Source organism: Ruegeria sp. P10, assembly GCF_056534925.1.
In genome coordinates this window covers 195,612-212,466 of the sequence record NZ_JBQERJ010000004.1, presented here as the reverse complement: position 1 = coordinate 212,466, position 16,855 = coordinate 195,612, and the positions used below count along the sequence as shown (strand labels likewise).

Here is a 16,855-nt window from a genome sequence, read left to right as displayed (position 1 = left end):
CAGATGATCCCGGTTTACCCGTCAGTTTTTACATCTGCTTCGGGCATCACGGGTGGTTTGGACGGGGCACGAGTTTTTCGCGCCTGCGGTTTGCGCGGTTCCGTCACCGGGGCTGGTTTTGCCTGCACCTTGGCCGGGGCAGGATCGGCCGGTGTCGGCTTGACCTGCGCTGCCTGGACAGGCGCCGGTTTTGCGGGGGCGGGCTTGGGTGTTACGGGCAACACGGTTTCGGCCGCAGGTGTCGCCGAGGGTTCAACAGGTTTTACCGCTGTTTTGTCACTAACCGCAGGTGTCGGTTTGGCTGCTGCCGGGGGTGCTGCCGTGGGCCGCGGACTGGCTGAAAACTCAACCGGTTTTGCCGCCGGCTTGGTCACCGGTTTGGTCGGTACAGGTTTGCGGGCCAGCTTGTTCTTGGTCGTTGGCGATTTCGCCGGTACGCGTTTCTTGCGCGTCGCAGCGGGTTTGGCCACCGGTTTTGCCGCCGGAGTTTCCACCGCTGGACCCGGTGCTGACGCTGCCAGGTGTAGCGCGTGGACCGACACCATCGGCAGTTCAAGTGCTGAACGAGTCATGATCTGTGCGATCTTGATCTGGTTGACGATCGCATAGCCAGCCATGCGTAAAGCCGCGGCCTGAAGCTCCAGCGGTTGGGTAATCGAATTCATTCCATAGATCTCCTGTGAAAACGATGCAGCCCGAAGAGAGAGGGTAAAGCGCCCTGCCCGCTCGGGGGATCCGGGCGGAGGTTGGGGTCTTGCAGTCCAAGGCGTCTCACGTCTCGGCTTCCTTTGGGATGACACACCATTGAGCACGCCGGTGTGCCGAAGCTGCATTCCCCGTCAGGATACAGGAGTTTCTCACGCAATTGCAGCATTTTTGCTGCATTGCGGCGAATGAGCGCCGATCAGATAATTCTCTGATTAAATTCTAGCCACTTACCCGAGAAGTTCAGCCAACGTGAAACAGGGTCGTGAACAGTTTCGGGTCCAGGCTGGACGCGGCGAAGGTTGGGCCTTCGGTCAGAATCGACACGGCGTCATGGCTGTGCAGGCTTTCCTGATGGCTTGCGACAACGCGAAAATCACCGACGTGATGATCGGCCAGCAATTCCGCGCAGAACAAGCGCGCTGCATCTTCGACAAAAATCGGATTGGCTGCGTTCAACTCGGCAAAAGCCTGTTCGTCTTCGCGTTTGACCATGACCTGAGTTTCGGTCGGCACCGCGCGTCGGCACAACTCGATCAGGTCTTCAAACCAAAGACAATCGGCATCGCAATCCACGACCACGGAAATTCGCGCGACGGAACGTTGCGAATGCGGTGTTGCCAATTGTCCCCGCATGGCACGGGCATGTTCGCTCAGCTCCAGAGAGCACGGGCAGGTCGAGGAATAGACATAGTCCAGATGCATGATCTTCTGGCGCACGCCGCCGGACTCCACCAGTTCCAGAGCGATGTCATAATACTGATATCCTTCCAGACCCGATCTCAGGCTCTTGACCCTGTCGGGGTAAGAAAACCGCATTTGGATACGCGCGTCAAAGCTGTCCAGGTCGGTCATATAGTCGTCAAGCGCCGCCTGCATGACTTCAAAGCTGAAAGTACGCTCGGCATGTTTGTAAAAAGACCGCATGATCCGGGACATGTTGATGCCCTTTTTCTCAGCCTCAAGGCTGACGGTGCCCGTAACAGACGTCTCAAGCGTCAGGTCTTCCCCATCTTTCCGATGGAAACGGATCGGCAGGCGAAAGTTCGAGATGCCAACATGCTGGATCTGCTGCTTGGCACCGCGTATCAAGCTGGACGGGCCGTTTTGCAAGTCGGGCAAAGACGCGCGGTAATTCGCGTCAACCGAGAAACCCTCCGGGTACTCGCGCGAAAGCGAAGGATAGTTCACCTGCGTCAGGCCGGGCACCAGCCGCGCAATAGCCGGATCCAGCTGGGTGATCTCGGATGCCGTCGCAGATTCCGCCCATTGCCGCAGAACCTTCAGGGCCTCGGCGGCTTGTTCTTTATCCGGGGTCTCATCAATGTCGCGCGGGTGAATGTTCATCGGCTGCGGTTCCTCGATTGGTCGTAGGAATATATACGACTACAGGTGATTTACCAGTTTAACCCAATACGCAGGCAATAGCAGTCCGGATTGAAAAAACCGGCGCAAAACCGTCATTCTGCAACGAAATACGCCTTTCGCAGACATAAAGGCCAGGCTTCAACCGCGAATACCACCCGAAAAGACGCCGCGTTCACAGACAACGCGACGGCCCCGACGGGCAAGAGGCTTTTCACTGTGCTGCTGTTTGCTTCTGCGAAGCCTCCAATGCCTGCTGGATGTCAGCCAGCAGGTCTTCGGCGTCTTCCAGGCCTACGGAAAAACGGATCAGGCCCGGCGTAATGCCCAGCTCGTCCTTCTGCGCATCGCTCAGACGCTGGTGCGTTGTGGTCGCCGGGTGCGTCGCGATCGACTTGGCATCGCCCAGGTTGTTCGAGATCACAGGAATGGTCAGCGCATTCAGGAAAGCAAAAGCCGCGTCCTTGCCGCCCTTGATATCCAGGGACAACACAGTCCCGCCTTTTCCACCAAGTTGCGATTGAACCAGAGCATTTTGCGCGTGGGTCTTCAAACCTGGGTAAAGAGTGCGCGCCAGCGCCGGGTGCCCTTCCAGCGCCTCGGCGATCCTTTGTGCACTGTCGGCCTGCGCATTGACGCGCAGCGCCATGGTTTCCAGACCTTTGAGCATGACCCAGGCATTAAACGGGCTGAGCGCGCCGCCGGTGTGCTTCAGATACGGCTCAACGGTTCCGCGGATGAACTCCCTGGTGCCGATGATGACGCCGCCCAGCGCACGGCCCTGTCCGTCAATATGCTTGGTCGCCGAATAAACGACCACATCCGCGCCCTGTTCTATCGCGCGCGAAAAGACGGGCGTCGAAAACACGTTGTCCACCACCACAATCGCCCCGACGGCATGGGCCAACTTGGACACGGATGCGATGTCGATCACTTCAAGAGTCGGGTTCGACATCGATTCGAAGAAGACCGCCTTGGTGTCCGGGCGGATCGCTGCCTGCCATTGCTCCAGATCGGTGCCGTCCACAAAGGTCACCTCGACGCCAAAACGGGTCAGGATGTTCTCGAGGATGTACAGGCAGGACCCGAACAATGCCTTTGCTGAAACAACATGGTCCCCGGCCTTCAGCATAGAGGTCAGCGCACCGTTCACCGCTGCCATGCCCGAAGCCGTCGCAAACGCATCCTCGCCACCTTCAAGGGCCGCGATGCGCTGTTCGAACATCGAGACCGTCGGATTGCCATAGCGGGCATAAATGAACTCATCAGGGCCGCATTCCAGAAACCGGGCTTCGGCCTGTTCGGCGGTTTCGTACACAAAGCCCTGCGTCAGGAAAATCGCCTCGCTCACCTCGTTGTACTGACTGCGGCGGACACCGCCATGGACGGCTTGGGTGCGTTTGTTCCAGTTCTCGCTCATCTCATTCCCTTTCAGCCTCCGGAGGAGGCAAACAAAAAACCCCAGACGCGGCCAAGCGAAAGGGGTCTTTCATCCTGACCTTTTAGCGGTGTTGTTTAGCGTGGCCCGCAATCCGGTAACAAATCGCCACGAAGCATTGGGATGGCAATACGCCTCGGGCGGTTTGCGGTCAAGCCCGGCCTGCGTTTCGGTCACGCTTTCGTAAGCGGTACTTGCCGAACCGGCAGAAACCCGCATGATCCCTTCAACATCAGGAGAACACATGGCCGACCCGATTGATCTGTATTTCTGGCCTACACCGAACGGCTGGAAAGTGTCCATCGCCCTGGAAGAGATGGAGCTGCCCTACACCACGCATCTGGTCAATATCGGAAAGGGCGATCAGTTCGACCCGCAGTTCCTGAAGATCGCCCCGAACAACCGTATGCCCGCAATCGTGGACCGTGACGGGCCGGATGGTGCACCGATCTCGGTTTTTGAAAGCGGGGCAATTCTGATGTATCTGGCCCGCAAGACCGGGCAGTTCTATGGCAGGACCGAGCGTGACCGGATCGCCGTCGAAGAATGGCTGATGTGGCAGATGGGCGGTGTTGGCCCGATGGCCGGTCAGGCGCATCACTTCCTGAAATACGCCCCGCAACTGAACCCGCCACAGGACCTGCCCTATGCCAAAGATCGTTACCGGGCCGAGGTCGGTCGTCTGTACGGGGTGCTCGACAGACGGCTGGCCGAGAACGAATACGTTGCCGGAGACTTCTATTCAATTGCAGACATGTCGATCTGGGGCTGGGCCAGCCTGTGGGAAGGGCAGCAGCAAGTGCTGGAGGACAAACCCCACTTTGCGCGCTGGCTGAAGACCGTCGGCGCCCGCCCCGGTGTTCAGGCCGGGCGCGCTCTGCACGCAGAGCTGCGAGGAGACAATCGTGACAAGCAGGCGCAGGAGGTCTTGTTCAAACGATGACTGCGTTGAAAACCCGTTTGGATTGACGCGGATCATCAACCCTGTCCGCCTTGGCCACGGCAGGTTCGGCTAGCGAAACTTGAATTCGGGTTCTGCCGGGAAAGGCATCGGGGTGTTCCTCCAAGCTCCACTGCGCAGCGCGGCAGGATTTCTGTGGTCAACGCGCATCCGGGGCGTCAGGACAAAAGCCGCTTGCTTCTTCCCATCCGTTTCCCTCACCAAGCGTGTCATCTCTTTGCGCTTTAGACGCTGCAATTCCGAGAGGTATTTTTGGGTGTTCCCAAGGTGTCTGCGCTCGAAAGAGTGGGCACTCAATGCTTCCTCGATCATTCTGGCGGTATGCACGTATCCTTTTGAACGCGTATGCTCCAACAGTTCGCCAAGGCGACCGGCAATCTGGCTTTCATCCAGCTGGACGGTTTTTTCGAACGATCCATTTCGTGTTACTTCGGGCATCTGAACTGACTCTGAGAAGATGTTGAGTAGCGTGCCGTCGCGCCTGCGTTCAGACACAGGCCGACGCATAGAGATGACCGCAGTACTAACACGACATCAAAGAGTCGACCGACCAATGCCGAATTGGCGGAAAAGCGCCTCTGACCCAGCGTGATATGCGGAAACTTACCGACATTCATCGGCGCACAGGTCTTGCTGGGCGCAAGGCGGCAAGGCAGCCGCCCGCTATTGTCCGTCACGGCAGGCCGCCCCTGCGCCCTGCACCAGCATATCCAGCATCCCCGAAATATCCTCGATTTCTTCCGCAATCACATGGGTCACTGAATGCGCCCGCTGCATCCGGCCCGTCACCTTCAGCAACCGCCCCGAAATCACCGCACGGCGGAACCGTTCGTAAATTTTGCGCCAGACCACCACATTCACGATCCCGGTCTCATCTTCAAGCGTCAGAAAGATCACGCCCTTGGCCGTCCCCGGCCTCTGCCGCAGGATCACAAGCCCGGCCACAGCCACGCGCGCGCCCTCGGGCGGGGAATCCAGTTGGCTGGAAGGCAGACAGGACGGCGGGCGCGGCCAATCCCGGTTTGAAACCACAGGGCGAATGGGTGTAACAAGCATGAGAACAAAAATAGAACAAACGACAAGAAAGTCCAGACACGGCGCGCTGAGTCGCAAATGAGGCTGGAAAGACCTAAATGCCTTCACTAAGGAAGAAATCGAACATCGCAAAAGGAAGACGCACGCAATGGCAAAGATCACCTATGTCGAGCACGGCGGTACCGAACACACAGTCGAGGTCGCCAACGGACTGACCGTCATGGAAGGGGCCCGTGACAACAACATTCCCGGCATCGAGGCCGATTGCGGCGGCGCCTGCGCCTGCTCGACCTGCCATGTTTACGTCCACCCCGACTGGGTCGAGAAAATCCCGGCCAAGGATGACATGGAAGAAGACATGCTGGACTTTGCCTATGAGCCCGACCCGGCCCGCTCACGCCTGACCTGCCAGATCAAGGTCACCGACGCGCTAGACGGTCTGGTCGTTCAGATGCCCGAAAAACAGATCTGATGCACAACAATGTGCCGCGCCTGCCCCGCCGCTTTTGTCAACGCCGGGCACGCGGCGCTTTGCTATCTTTCGGACTTTGGCTCTCGCTGCAACCGGCTGGCGCGGCGGAAACCATCAACGACGCCCGCTTCACAGAGCCAACCACCCGTTACGCCCATGGCGTCCTGGGTGATACGATCGAATATGGCGCGGTGGAATTCACGACCGACACTACGGTCGTAACTGTTCGACTGCCGCAGGATCGCGTGTTCGAAGACCTCGCTCCGCGTTTGGCAGACGTCAACCTGGACGGCGCGCGCGAAGCAATTGTCGTTGAATCCCACGACAAATCAGGGGCTCAACTTGCGATCTACGACGCCGCCGGAGACAAGATCGCGGCCACGCCTCATATCGGTACCCGCTTCCGCTGGCTCGCCCCGATCGGGGCAGCCGACCTGGACGGCGACGGACATGTCGAGATCGCCTATATTGATCGTCCGCACCTTGCCAAAACGCTGCGCATCTGGCGCTACAAAGACAACGCCCTGGGCGAAGTCGCGGCTCTGCCCGGATTGACCAACCACAGGATCGGTGAAGATTTCATTTCCGGTGGTCTGCGCACCTGCGGCGACCGCCCGGAACTGATCGTGGCCAGCGCCGACTGGACGCGGATCGTCAGCGTCTTCTACGACAACGGCTGGATCACATCCGACCGGGGCCCGTTCCACGGCCGCAAAAGCCTTGCCCAAGCCCTGAACTGCTGATCCGCCTCTTCATCTAGCCAAAAATATCCCGGGGCGTGAGCGGTTGAAAGGAATTCGTCCAATGGACGATTTCGACCGCGAACGCGCACAGCGCCGGGAAGCCGCAAAGCCGAGGGGTCAACCGCCCTGCCCCGTCAACCTTCCAGGGCACGCCATCCGATATCGCGCCGGTAAAACCCGTCAGGCCAATCCACAGCTTCAACCATTTCATAGGCCCGGTCGCGCGCCTCTTTCAGCGTGCTCCCACGGGCGGTCACGTTCAGCACACGCCCGCCCGATGCAACCACCTGCCCATCGACACTCTTTGTACCAGCGTGGAACACCATGTTCTGGCTGTCTTCCGGCAGGCCTTCAAGCCCTTTGATCGCAGTGCCTTTCTTGTAAGCACCCGGATAACCATTGGCCGCCATTACAACCGTGATCGCATGGTCATCCGCCCAATTCACCCGCATTTCACCCAACCTGCCCTCGGCCGCGGCGTGCATCAGGTCCATCGCCTGCGCGCCCAACCGCATCATCAACACCTGACATTCCGGATCACCGAAGCGGACGTTGTATTCAACCAGCCTTGGCTGCCCGTCCTTGATCATCAAACCTGCATAAAGAACGCCCTGAAACGGCGTTCCCCGGCGCTTCATCTCGGCGATGGTAGGGCGCACGATCTCTTCCATCGCGCGCGCCTCCACCTCTTCGCTCAACACCGGCGCCGGAGAATACGCGCCCATCCCGCCCGTGTTCAGCCCGGTATCGCCCTCGCCAACCCGTTTGTGATCCTGGGCCGTGCCGACTGAGAGAATGTCCTCACCATCACACAGAACGAACAGCGAGGCTTCTTCCCCATCCATGAATTCTTCAATGACGACTTCTGCACCGGCACCGCCAAAAGCACCGCCAAACATGTCGTTAATGGCGTCCAGTGCGGTCGTTTCGTCCATCGCAACGATAACGCCCTTGCCTGCGGCCAGACCATCAGCCTTGACCACAATCGGTGCGCCCTGTTTGCGGATATAGGCTTTGGCGGGTTCGGCTTCGGTAAACCGGGCATAAGCTGCGGTGGGGGCGTTGGCCGCGTCGCAGATTTCCTTGGTGAAGCTTTTCGACGCTTCCAGCTTCGCCGCCTCGGCTGAGGGCCCAAAAACCAATACTCCGGCTTCGCGCAACCGATCAGCCACACCGGCCGCCAAAGGCGCCTCGGGCCCAACGATCACGAAATCAATCGCGTTTTCTTCGGCAAAGCCGACAACAGCCCCGCCGTTTTCAACATCCAGAGCGGCACAGTCAGCGATCTGCGCGATCCCCGCATTGCCCGGCGCCACGATCAGACGGTCACATTTGGGGTTTTGCAGCACTGCCCATGCCAGGCTGTGTTCGCGCCCTCCGCTGCCGAGAATGAGGATATTCATGAAAGCTCTCCGATCTGCTTGGCCTTGCCTGCGCGGCGTTCTAAGCTGGGCGCGCATTTGAAACAAGGCGCTGAAATGTCCGACCTGCTTGATGACCCGATTCCGGGCCAAAACACCCCTGAATACACAGTGTCCGAAATTTCGGGTGAGGTGAAACGGACGCTGGAAGGCTCATTCGGCCGAATCCGAGTACGCGGTGAGGTTGGGCGCGTGTTCAAAGCCCGATCCGGGCATCTGTATTACGACATCAAGGACGACCGGAACGTTTTGGCCTGCACGACATGGAAAGGTCAGGTTTCCAGCCTCTCGGTCGTGCCAGAGGAAGGGCTGGAGGTTGTCGTCACCGGTCGCCTTACGGCTTTCGGGGCGCAATCCAAATACAACCTGAACGTCGATGAGGTTTCCGTCGCGGGTCAGGGCGCTCTTATGGCGCTGCTGGAGAAGCGCAAGAAACAACTGGAATCCGAAGGTCTGTTCGCGCCGGAACGCAAGAAACCCCTGCCGTACCTGCCGCAGATCATTGGCGTTGTGACATCCCCTTCCGGTGCCGTGATCCGCGACATTCTGCATCGGCTCAGGGACAGGTTTCCGCGCAAGGTGCTGATCTGGCCTGTGGCGGTTCAAGGGGCCAACTGCGCGCCCGAGGTAGCCCGCGCCATCGAAGGCTTCAACCAACTGACACCCGGCGGCGCGTTGCCCCGGCCCGACCTGATCATCGTCGCCCGTGGCGGCGGATCGATCGAAGACCTCTGGGGTTTCAATGAAGAGATCGTCGTCCGCGCCGCAGCCGCGTCGGACATACCGCTGATTTCGGCCGTTGGGCATGAAACCGACACCACCCTGATTGATTTTGTCTCGGACCGCCGCGCGCCTACACCCACGGCTGCGGCAGAGCTGGCCGTGCCGGTCCGCATCGAACTGCTCGCCTGGACCGAAGAACAAGCTGCGCGCCTGTCGCGCGCGGCAACGGACGCGGTGCAGCGCCGTTCGCAAAGGCTGCGCGATTTGTCCCGCGCCCTGCCGCGCCCGGACAGTCTGTTGAACTCCCCCAGACAACGCCTTGATTTGATTGCAGATCGTCTCACACCCGCCTTGATACGCGGGGTGCAGAACCGTCGCCTGCAAGTGGTGGAATTGTCTGCTCATCTGCGCCCCTCGACCCTGCAAAGCTTGATATCGACGCGACAGGAATCGCTGCGCAACCTGTCATCGCGCCTGTCCTTGCGACCGATCCAAAGGGAAATCGATCAACAGCGGCAAAACCTAGATCGTTTGCGCGATCGAATGCACACGGCCCAAACCACGCGACTGGGCCGCCTCAAGCAGCAACTCGAAGCGACGGACCGCCTGCGCGAGACGCTGAGCTACAAAGCCACTTTGGACCGCGGATACGCGGTCGTCCGAGCCGAAGGGAATGTGATCACCACCAAGGCTCAGGCCACCAAACAAACGGCGCTCGAGATCGAATTCGCCGATGGCGTTCTCAGCACCGGCCCGGGCGCGAAATCACCCTCGAAGAAACCCAGGCCGGACACCCCGGATCAGGGATCACTGTTCTGAGCCATGCTGACCATCTGGGGCCGAAGAACATCATCAAATGTACAGGCCCTGATGTGGTGTGTGGGTGAGCTGGCGCTGGAGTTCCAGCGCCACGATGCCGGGCACAGGTTCGGTTTGCTGGACACCGATGAGTTTCGCAAGCTGAACCCGAACGGCACCATCCCCGTGATACAGGACGGCCCAAATCCCTCGCTGTGGGAGACGGGGCCGATCCTGCGCTACCTTGCCTCCATGTATGGAGCGGATGATTTCTGGCCACGCGATCCGACCCGGCAAGCCGAAGTGGACAAATGGGCAGAATGGGCCAAGATCAATGTCGCGATGGCCTTCACGGTACCTGTGTTCTGGCGGGTCGTGCGGACCCCGCAGACAGAGCGCGATCACCAAGCGATCGAAACGGCCGTCACAGCACTCGAGAACACGCTGGCGATCGCCGATGCGCAACTTTCTGAAAACGCTTTCCTGTGCGGTTCCTGCCTGACTTTGGCCGATATCCAGTTGGGGCACATACTCTATCGCTACTATGACATCGATATTTCGCGCGCATCACTGCCCAACTTGCGCCGCTATTACGAAGGCTTGACAGACAGGACAGCTTACCAAACCCATGTCATGATCAATTATGATGAGCTGCGCGCAAACTGATCAAACGCCAACGTCCGGTCCATAACAAACCATTTCTTCCCCAAGATCCTCGGCCTCATACAGTTCAGTCGCTTGCGGATTACCTTCGAACTGCGCAATCAAACCGCCACCGGATTCAGTGAAAACCCAGCATTGCGGATCCAGCCTGTCTTCGTAGACAAAGCAGATCTGCTCGCCCTGCTGATACCAGATACCTTCCTTGCAATTCCCGTCGAGAAAAGACCAGATCACACGACGGTTCGGAAGATACCGCTCCACCCCGTAAACCTGACCTTCGAACCCGTAGAACAGAGTTTTGCCCTGCGTATACTTGTCGAACTCCGAGCCAGACAAAGGCGTTTGTGCCGCCACGGAATGTGCGGCCAAAGTCGCGAGAATCATCAGGAACCTGAACATGTTTCCATTTTGTCAGAAGCGCTTCGGTCATGCCATTCGCCTGTTGAACCGGTGCCTTCACAAGGCGCTTAACTCAACGTAAGCGGTTGATTTCACGCCACGCCCCAGATCAGATCATTCTGAACCGGCGAGGAGATGACATGACAACCCTACTGTTCTGGATCGCCTGTGGCTGCGCCCTTGGTTACCTGCCACTGACCTCCTGGCCCGTCGGTTCTTTGCGCACTGTACTGAAAACCGCATCAGTCGCCCTACTGGCGGTCATCGCCATCATGAACGGTGAGCCTTGGCTGTTGGTTCTTGCGCTCGCTCTATGTGCGACAGGCGACGCGCTGCTGTCGCGCGAAACAGATGCCACCTTCATGATGGGCATCGCCGCATTTGCCGCCGGGCATCTGACTTATATCGCTCTGTTCCTGACTCTGCCGATCAGTTCTGCCGGGCTGATCCTCAGCGCGCCTGCGATTGTATGGTCCTTGATCATTCTGGGCATCATCATGGCCACTTTGCTCGCGCCCCGCGCCGGAGACCTGAAGGGGCCCGTTCTGGCATATATCCCCATCATTCTTGGCATGGGGGTCACGGTGCTGGCACTGCCGGATGCCGGTCCTCTTCGGTGGGCCTTTCCCGCCGCCATGGCCTTCATCGCGTCAGATCTGATCCTCGCAACCGAGAAATTCCTGCTGCCGCCACACCATCCGGCCCTCAAGGTGACGCCCTATCTTGTATGGCCCCTTTACTGGGGTGCTCAGCTTGGCTTTGTCCTTGCATTTGCGTGACCCTTTGCAACTGCCGCAAATCCGCATTAGGTGAAAGGAACACCTGTGGAGACCAAGTATGGCGTTTTTCTCAAAGCTAAAGGACAAGCTGTTCAAATCTTCATCTCGTCTTGAAGAAGGGCTGGAAGCCATCGTCGAGGATGGCGGCGAGGAGACGGCGGCTCCGGACCCTGTGATCCCCCAGCCGCAGCCAGATCCGCAACCGGTTCCAGAAGTGCCAGAGCCTGCCCCGGCCCCGCAACCGGCTGAACCTCCGGCACCGATCCCGGCTGACCCCACGCCTGTCGCTCCACCGCCGGAAATACCGGAAGCCAAGGGCATCCTGAACCGCCTGTTCAATCGAGGCGCCGTCACGGAAATGCGCCGCACCCTGGACGATGACATGCTGGAGCAGCTCGAAGAACTGCTGATCGCCTCGGACATGGGCGTCGACACAGCCTTGCGTGTCACATCGAACATGGCCGAGGGCCGCTTTGGCCGCAAACTGTCGACCACAGAGATCAAGCAACTTCTGGCACAAGAAATCGCCCGCGTTATGGAGCCTGTGGCCAAGCCTCTGCCGGTCTATCCCAAACGACCACAAGTGGTACTGGTCGTCGGCGTCAACGGCTCGGGCAAGACCACGACAATTGGAAAACTGGCCAGCCAGTTCAAAGAGGCCGGCAAAAAGGTCGTCATCGCCGCCGGCGATACCTTCCGCGCTGCGGCCGTGGAACAGTTGCAGGTCTGGGGTGATCGCGCCGGAGTTCCGGTTCTGACCGCCCCCGAAGGCTCGGACCCCGCCAGCCTCGCCTTTGACGCGCTGACCCGTGCACAGGCAGAGGGCGCTGATCTGCTGATGATAGATACGGCGGGCCGCCTGCAAAACCGCACCGACCTGATGGAGGAACTCGCCAAAATCGTCCGCGTCATCCGCAAGGTTGATGACACTGCTCCGCACAACACTTTGCTCGTACTCGACGCCACCACCGGTCAGAACGCGCTGAGCCAGGTGGAAACGTTCCGCAAACTGGCGGACGTTTCCGGTCTGGTCATGACCAAGCTGGATGGCACGGCCAAGGGCGGTGTTCTTGTTGCCTTGGCGGACAAATTCGGGTTGCCCATCCACGCGATCGGCGTCGGCGAACAGATCGACGACCTTGCCCCTTTCGACCCCGAAGAATTCGCTGCCGCCCTCACCGGTCTCGACAAAGGCTGATCTTAGGCTTCATCTGGCCCCAAATATCCTCGGGGGGTGTGGGGGGGCAGACAGCCCCCCACCTTCTCCGCTCCGCAAAAGGTCCGCGTATTTGAGCGACTGGCTGATCTCTCTCGAAGGCACCGAAGCCGGACACCAGCTGGCATTGGCGCTGGCTTTGATGGCGGCGTTCCTGCACGCGGTCTTCGGTGCACTGCAAAAAGGCAGACACGACCCGTGGCTGTCCCGCGGCGCCATCGACGCCTGCTATTGCCTCATGGCCGCCCCCTTCGCCTTTTTCGTGGTGCCCTGGCCCGAACCTCATATGTGGCCGATCTTCGCGCTCGTCTGGCTGATCCACATCGCCTACAAAACCCTGCAAGCCATGGCATATACCAAAGGCTCTTACACCGTCGTCTATCCGGTGGTGCGCGGTACGGGTCCGCTATTCACCGTCATCGGTGCCTATCTTCTGTTCGGCGAAACATTCTCGGCCGTTCAATGGCTGGGCGTGGCCACCTTGCTGGCCGGGATATTTGGGTTGGCCGCCTACAACTTCAGGTTCCTGGAAACCAACAGGGATACGCTGGGTATCGCGCTGACACTGGCGATCATCACTGGCCTGTTTGTGGCCCTGTACACCACCTATGACGCCTATGGCATTCGCGCCACCGCCGATCCGTTCACCTTTCTGGCCTGGTTCTTCATGATCGACGGCGCGGCCATGCCGATCTACGCATATCTCAGGTGGCGCGTGATGGCACACAGACCTGCACCTGGCCCGCTGATGCTGCGCGGCCTCGCTGGCGGTATCATCGCTCCTTTGTCCTTCGGGGCAATCATGCTGGCCACCCGGCTGGATAAGGTCGGTGAAGCAGCCGTTCTGCGCGAAACCTCAACAGTCTTCGCTGCGCTGATCGGCTGGCTTGCGCTAAAGGAAACGGTTGGCCCAAGACGCATTGCCCTGATGGCATTGATTGCACTTGGCGCCGTAATAGTTGAAATGGGCGGGTAAGCAGCAGGAAGTACAGATGACAGGCAAAAAAGACATCAACCCGTTTCTGAAACAGATTCTGGAACTTGGCCCCCCGCTGGCCTTCTTCTTCATCTACCTGCGCCTGCGCGACGACAGTTTTCTGATCGACGGGATCGAGTATTCCGGCTTCATTGTCGCCACGATTATCTTTGTCCCCCTGATGCTGGGGGCAATGGGTATCCTGTGGTATCTGACCGGCAAACTCAGCCGGATGCAGATCTTCACGGCCTTCATGGTGATTTTCTTCGGCGGTCTCACGGCCTGGTTCAATGACGAGCGGTTCTTCAAGATGAAAACCACACTTGTCTATGGTCTGTTTGCCTTGATCCTCGGCATTGGCCTGATGCAGAAAAAATCCTATCTCGCCTATGTGCTGGATGAGATGCTGCCGATGAAGCACGAAGGCTGGATGATCCTGACACGCCGCCTGTGCGCCTGTTTCGCCGTTCTGGCCGCCGCAAACGAATTCGTCTGGCGCACCATGTCGACGGATCTGTGGGTCAAGATCGAGACCTTCGGCTTTCCCATCGCTCTGATGGCCTTCCTGATGCTTCAGTTCAGCATTCTGCAACGCTATATGGACGATCCCGAGCAGAAATAACGGCCCCTGCACCCGCCAGACCTGCCAAAACAAACAAAATTCTTGGCTTGAGCGCCGAGCTATGGGAAGTTGTGCCACCACCCACACTCACAGCTTGCCCAAGATCGGTGCACACATGACGGCCTTTCCCAACAGCGGCTTCCTTTCCGAAGCCTCCGACGGGCTCAGAGAAATGCTTTCGGCGCAAGCGACCGACATATCTCTGTCCCAAGGTGAAATACTTTTTGAACAAGGTGACGAGGGCGACTCTCTCTATGCCATTCTGGAAGGCACGTTAGAGGTTTCCTTTCTGGCCATGAGCGGCCGCAAACTGACGCTTACCCTGATGCGCCCCGGCGAAGTCTTTGGTGAGATCGCGTTGTTCGACAATGGTCCGCGTACGGCCACCATTGCGGCGGCAGAACAGTCGCGTGTACTGCGTGTGCGCCGCAACGACGTTATGAACCAGATCAGACAACAGCCTGACCTTGCCGTGGATATGATCCGTCTGGCCGGATTGCGGATGCGATGGATGGGGCTGCAACTGAACGAGCAGGTCTTTCTGCCCATGCCTATTCGGCTGGCCCGCAAGCTGCTGCACCTGTCCAGTTTACAGGACGACCCGGCCGCGCGCATCACCCTGTCGCAGAGCGAACTGGCCGAATTTGTCGGTGCCACACGCGAGGCAGTATCCAAAACCATCTCGATCTGGAAACGCGACAACATGGTCGAAGCCTCTCGTGGCGGTTTGCTGATCCATGATTTTGAAGCCCTGCGAGAACTGGCTGATTCAGATATTATTTGATCCGGTGTGATCTTGTTCACAGACCATCGATTACGCTTTGACCTAACGTGAGATTGTTACCGTAGGAGGTCAGAGAATCATCCCCGATATCTGTCCACTGACCTCTCCCTGTATCTGAGCCATACGCATTCACTGCGTGTGGCTCATTTTTTGCGTGGCGGTGATACCCGGTCTGGCCCGCAATAAAAAAGGCCGGGAGGTTGTCCCGGCCTGTTCAATCAGTTCTCAAGGCTCAGCGCCACAAAACGCGGATCGCCGCCCCTGCGCACCAACAGCAGCAGAGATTTGCGACCAGCTTCGCGCGATTCTTCCATACGGGCTTCGAGATCTCCGATGGTTTCCACCTTTTGCTGGCCTGCTTCGGTGATCAGATCACCTGCCCGCATTCCCTTGGCATACGCCTCAGATGCTTCATCGACATCTGTAATCACAAGGCCGTCTGCATCACCATCCAGCCCCAAATCTGCACGCAGCGTATCGGTCAGGGGGGAAATCGTCAGGCCCAGAATATCCGCATTCTCCTCAATCGGAGCTTCCTGCGGTTCCTCCTCGCCATTGTCAGCGCGTTCCGCATCTTCCCGACGCCCTAGTGTCACAAGTACGGTCTGGGTTCCGCCGTCGCGGTGCACGACCACTCTGACCGACTTGCCAACTTCTGCTTCACCAACCTGACGCACCAGACCTCGGGTGTCTTCCACCTCGACGCCATCAAAGCTGAGGATCACGTCACCCGCCTTCAACCCAGCTTCCTTGGCGGGGCCGTCCGGTACATCGCTGATCAGCGCGCCGCCAGGTTTTTCCAGACCCATGGCCTCGGCCATGTCCTCGGTTACGTCCTGAATGCGGACGCCCAACCAACCCCGACGGGTCTCGCCATATTTCCGCAGTTGATCCACGACCTTCACGACAACATTCGACGCCATCGAGAATCCGATGCCGATCGAACCGCCGTTAGGCGACAGGATTGCGGTGTTCACACCGATCACTTCGCCTTCCATGTTGAACAGCGGCCCGCCCGAGTTGCCCCGGTTGATCGCCGCGTCCGTTTGAATGTAATCGTCATAGGTTCCGCTCAGCGCTCGGTCGCGGGCAGAAACGATCCCTGCCGATACCGAAAAGCCTTGCCCAAGCGGGTTGCCCATGGCGATAACCCAGTCACCCACGCGCGCGGTGTCGCTGTTGCCGAACTTCACGTATTTCAGCGGGCCCGAAGCCTCGACCTTGAGCAACGCGATATCTGTTTTCTCGTCCGTTCCAATAACCTTGGCCACCAGTTCTTTCTTGGGCTGGCCATCGCCGGGGAAGAATTCCACAAGGATTTCATCAGCTTCGGCAATTACATGGTTGTTCGTGACGATAAAACCGTCCTCCGAGATCACGAACCCCGACCCCAGCGCATTGCTGCGACGCGGCGCGTTGTCGTTATCTCCGCCGTTTCGGTCCTGGAACTCGCGAAAGAAATCTTCGAAAGGAGAACCTTCGGGCACGATGCCCTGCGGGCCAGTCCGGCCCTCGATCAGGGTGCTGGTGGTGATGTTCACAACCGCCGGGCTGACTTTCTCGGCCAGTGGTGCCAGGCTTTCGCCCCTGGCCTGTGCCATCGCCGATTGCGCCAGCAAAAGCAATGAACCGGCAAAGGCCAGCCACATAAGCCGCATCCAAACACTCACTTCGTCCCACCGGACGGATACACTGCGCGCTTTCGCCTGCACTAGAGCTCTCCTTGTCGACATTCACGCCAGAACCGCTTGTTCA

Annotated in this window: 18 protein-coding genes and 1 riboswitch; of the genes, 10 read left to right on the top strand and 8 right to left on the bottom strand. The window is 58.9% G+C overall.

Annotation, left to right across the window (positions count from 1 at the left end):
- Positions 1-14 precede the first annotated feature (14 nt).
- The 3 genes from ACR0FB_RS08940 to metZ form a co-directional block, all read right to left on the bottom strand.
- Complete coding sequence (locus tag ACR0FB_RS08940; protein WP_209833433.1) at positions 15-665, bottom strand: hypothetical protein; 651 nt, start codon at positions 663-665, stop codon at positions 15-17.
- Between the two features lie 283 nt (positions 666-948).
- Positions 949-2,052, bottom strand: a complete 1,104-nt coding sequence (folE2, locus tag ACR0FB_RS08935; protein ID WP_171633305.1) for a GTP cyclohydrolase FolE2 — start codon at positions 2,050-2,052, stop codon at positions 949-951.
- Positions 2,053-2,284: 232 nt separating this feature from the next.
- Positions 2,285-3,490, bottom strand: a complete 1,206-nt coding sequence (gene metZ, locus ACR0FB_RS08930; protein WP_480487200.1) for an O-succinylhomoserine sulfhydrylase — start codon at positions 3,488-3,490, stop codon at positions 2,285-2,287.
- A 62-nt stretch (positions 3,491-3,552) separates the two neighbouring features.
- Positions 3,553-3,630: riboswitch (SAM riboswitch) on the bottom strand.
- Positions 3,631-3,752: 122 nt separating this feature from the next.
- Here metZ and ACR0FB_RS08925 point away from each other — a divergent pair.
- Positions 3,753-4,451, top strand: a complete 699-nt coding sequence (locus ACR0FB_RS08925; protein WP_480489898.1) for a glutathione S-transferase N-terminal domain-containing protein — start codon at positions 3,753-3,755, stop codon at positions 4,449-4,451.
- Between the two features lie 69 nt (positions 4,452-4,520).
- Here the strand turns inward: ACR0FB_RS08925 and ACR0FB_RS08920 are convergent, their stop codons facing one another.
- Together ACR0FB_RS08920 and ACR0FB_RS08915 are read right to left on the bottom strand one after the other, a co-directional pair.
- Positions 4,521-4,907 carry a hypothetical protein gene (locus ACR0FB_RS08920; protein ID WP_171119571.1) on the bottom strand — a complete coding sequence of 129 codons (387 nt, stop codon included), beginning with the start codon at positions 4,905-4,907 and terminating at the stop codon, positions 4,521-4,523.
- Positions 4,908-5,132: 225 nt separating this feature from the next.
- Positions 5,133-5,525, bottom strand: a complete 393-nt coding sequence (locus ACR0FB_RS08915; RefSeq protein WP_152459842.1) for an OB-fold nucleic acid binding domain-containing protein — start codon at positions 5,523-5,525, stop codon at positions 5,133-5,135.
- A gap of 127 nt (positions 5,526-5,652) precedes the next feature.
- Between ACR0FB_RS08915 and ACR0FB_RS08910 the strand changes: the two genes are divergently transcribed.
- Positions 5,653-5,976, top strand: coding sequence for a 2Fe-2S iron-sulfur cluster-binding protein (locus tag ACR0FB_RS08910; protein ID WP_152457603.1), 324 nt, complete (start codon positions 5,653-5,655; stop codon positions 5,974-5,976).
- Entirely contained in the window at positions 5,976-6,719 is a 744-nt protein-coding gene (locus tag ACR0FB_RS08905) for an FG-GAP repeat domain-containing protein (protein ID WP_210092180.1), read from the top strand. Before ACR0FB_RS08910 ends, ACR0FB_RS08905 begins: the two co-directional genes overlap by 1 nt.
- A 134-nt stretch (positions 6,720-6,853) precedes the next feature.
- Here the strand turns inward: ACR0FB_RS08905 and purD are convergent, their stop codons facing one another.
- A complete protein-coding gene (purD, locus tag ACR0FB_RS08900; RefSeq protein WP_480619111.1) occupies positions 6,854-8,122 on the bottom strand; it encodes a phosphoribosylamine--glycine ligase in 1,269 nt (422 codons plus the stop codon).
- A gap of 75 nt (positions 8,123-8,197) precedes the next feature.
- Between purD and xseA the strand changes: the two genes are divergently transcribed.
- Both xseA and ACR0FB_RS08890 read left to right on the top strand, forming a co-directional pair.
- Entirely contained in the window at positions 8,198-9,682 is a 1,485-nt protein-coding gene (xseA, locus tag ACR0FB_RS08895; RefSeq protein WP_480619109.1) for an exodeoxyribonuclease VII large subunit, read from the top strand.
- Between the two features lie 3 nt (positions 9,683-9,685).
- Positions 9,686-10,327 (top strand): glutathione S-transferase family protein, encoded by a 642-nt coding sequence (locus tag ACR0FB_RS08890; RefSeq protein ID WP_480489891.1) that lies wholly within the window; start codon positions 9,686-9,688, stop codon positions 10,325-10,327.
- Here the strand turns inward: ACR0FB_RS08890 and ACR0FB_RS08885 are convergent, their stop codons facing one another.
- On the bottom strand, positions 10,328-10,723 hold the full coding sequence (locus ACR0FB_RS08885) for a hypothetical protein (RefSeq protein ID WP_245217984.1): 396 nt from the start codon (positions 10,721-10,723) through the stop codon (positions 10,328-10,330).
- 140 nt (positions 10,724-10,863) lie between these two features.
- Here ACR0FB_RS08885 and ACR0FB_RS08880 point away from each other — a divergent pair, with 140 nt between their 5' ends.
- From ACR0FB_RS08880 to ACR0FB_RS08860, 5 genes are all read left to right on the top strand, one after another.
- Positions 10,864-11,502 carry a lysoplasmalogenase gene (locus ACR0FB_RS08880; RefSeq protein WP_171633324.1) on the top strand — a complete coding sequence of 213 codons (639 nt, stop codon included), beginning with the start codon at positions 10,864-10,866 and terminating at the stop codon, positions 11,500-11,502.
- A 58-nt stretch (positions 11,503-11,560) separates the two neighbouring features.
- Entirely contained in the window at positions 11,561-12,700 is a 1,140-nt protein-coding gene (gene ftsY / locus ACR0FB_RS08875; protein WP_480619106.1) for a signal recognition particle-docking protein FtsY, read from the top strand.
- 91 nt (positions 12,701-12,791) lie between these two features.
- Positions 12,792-13,694, top strand: a complete 903-nt coding sequence (locus ACR0FB_RS08870; protein ID WP_171633329.1) for an EamA family transporter — start codon at positions 12,792-12,794, stop codon at positions 13,692-13,694.
- Between the two features lie 16 nt (positions 13,695-13,710).
- On the top strand, positions 13,711-14,316 hold the full coding sequence (locus ACR0FB_RS08865; RefSeq protein ID WP_480619104.1) for an inner membrane-spanning protein YciB: 606 nt from the start codon (positions 13,711-13,713) through the stop codon (positions 14,314-14,316).
- A 115-nt stretch (positions 14,317-14,431) separates the two neighbouring features.
- Positions 14,432-15,100, top strand: a complete 669-nt coding sequence (locus ACR0FB_RS08860; protein ID WP_480619102.1) for a Crp/Fnr family transcriptional regulator — start codon at positions 14,432-14,434, stop codon at positions 15,098-15,100.
- Between the two features lie 218 nt (positions 15,101-15,318).
- Here ACR0FB_RS08860 and ACR0FB_RS08855 read toward each other — a convergent pair whose 3' ends face one another.
- Positions 15,319-16,833, bottom strand: coding sequence for a DegQ family serine endoprotease (locus ACR0FB_RS08855; RefSeq protein WP_480619100.1), 1,515 nt, complete (start codon positions 16,831-16,833; stop codon positions 15,319-15,321).
- Positions 16,834-16,855: the final 22 nt, after the last annotated feature.

Bases quoted from the DNA above. Each gene is read 5' to 3' on its own strand.
- ACR0FB_RS08915 (WP_152459842.1), bottom strand. From the start codon at position 5,525: ATGCTTGTTACACCCATTCGCCCTGTGGTTTCAAACCGGGATTGGCCG.
- metZ (WP_480487200.1), bottom strand. From the start codon at position 3,490: ATGAGCGAGAACTGGAACAAACGCACCCAAGCCGTCCATGGCGGTGTC.
- ftsY (WP_480619106.1), top strand. From the start codon at position 11,561: ATGGCGTTTTTCTCAAAGCTAAAGGACAAGCTGTTCAAATCTTCATCT.
- ACR0FB_RS08880 (WP_171633324.1), top strand. From the start codon at position 10,864: ATGACAACCCTACTGTTCTGGATCGCCTGTGGCTGCGCCCTTGGTTAC.
- ACR0FB_RS08905 (WP_210092180.1), top strand. From the start codon at position 5,976: ATGCACAACAATGTGCCGCGCCTGCCCCGCCGCTTTTGTCAACGCCGG.
- xseA (WP_480619109.1), top strand. From the start codon at position 8,198: ATGTCCGACCTGCTTGATGACCCGATTCCGGGCCAAAACACCCCTGAA.
- purD (WP_480619111.1), bottom strand. From the start codon at position 8,122: ATGAATATCCTCATTCTCGGCAGCGGAGGGCGCGAACACAGCCTGGCA.
- ACR0FB_RS08940 (WP_209833433.1), bottom strand. From the start codon at position 665: ATGAATTCGATTACCCAACCGCTGGAGCTTCAGGCCGCGGCTTTACGC.
- ACR0FB_RS08865 (WP_480619104.1), top strand. From the start codon at position 13,711: ATGACAGGCAAAAAAGACATCAACCCGTTTCTGAAACAGATTCTGGAA.
- ACR0FB_RS08925 (WP_480489898.1), top strand. From the start codon at position 3,753: ATGGCCGACCCGATTGATCTGTATTTCTGGCCTACACCGAACGGCTGG.
- ACR0FB_RS08920 (WP_171119571.1), bottom strand. From the start codon at position 4,907: ATGCCCGAAGTAACACGAAATGGATCGTTCGAAAAAACCGTCCAGCTG.
- ACR0FB_RS08885 (WP_245217984.1), bottom strand. From the start codon at position 10,723: ATGTTCAGGTTCCTGATGATTCTCGCGACTTTGGCCGCACATTCCGTG.
- ACR0FB_RS08890 (WP_480489891.1), top strand. From the start codon at position 9,686: ATGCTGACCATCTGGGGCCGAAGAACATCATCAAATGTACAGGCCCTG.
- ACR0FB_RS08910 (WP_152457603.1), top strand. From the start codon at position 5,653: ATGGCAAAGATCACCTATGTCGAGCACGGCGGTACCGAACACACAGTC.
- ACR0FB_RS08860 (WP_480619102.1), top strand. From the start codon at position 14,432: ATGACGGCCTTTCCCAACAGCGGCTTCCTTTCCGAAGCCTCCGACGGG.
- ACR0FB_RS08855 (WP_480619100.1), bottom strand. From the start codon at position 16,833: ATGTCGACAAGGAGAGCTCTAGTGCAGGCGAAAGCGCGCAGTGTATCC.
- folE2 (WP_171633305.1), bottom strand. From the start codon at position 2,052: ATGAACATTCACCCGCGCGACATTGATGAGACCCCGGATAAAGAACAA.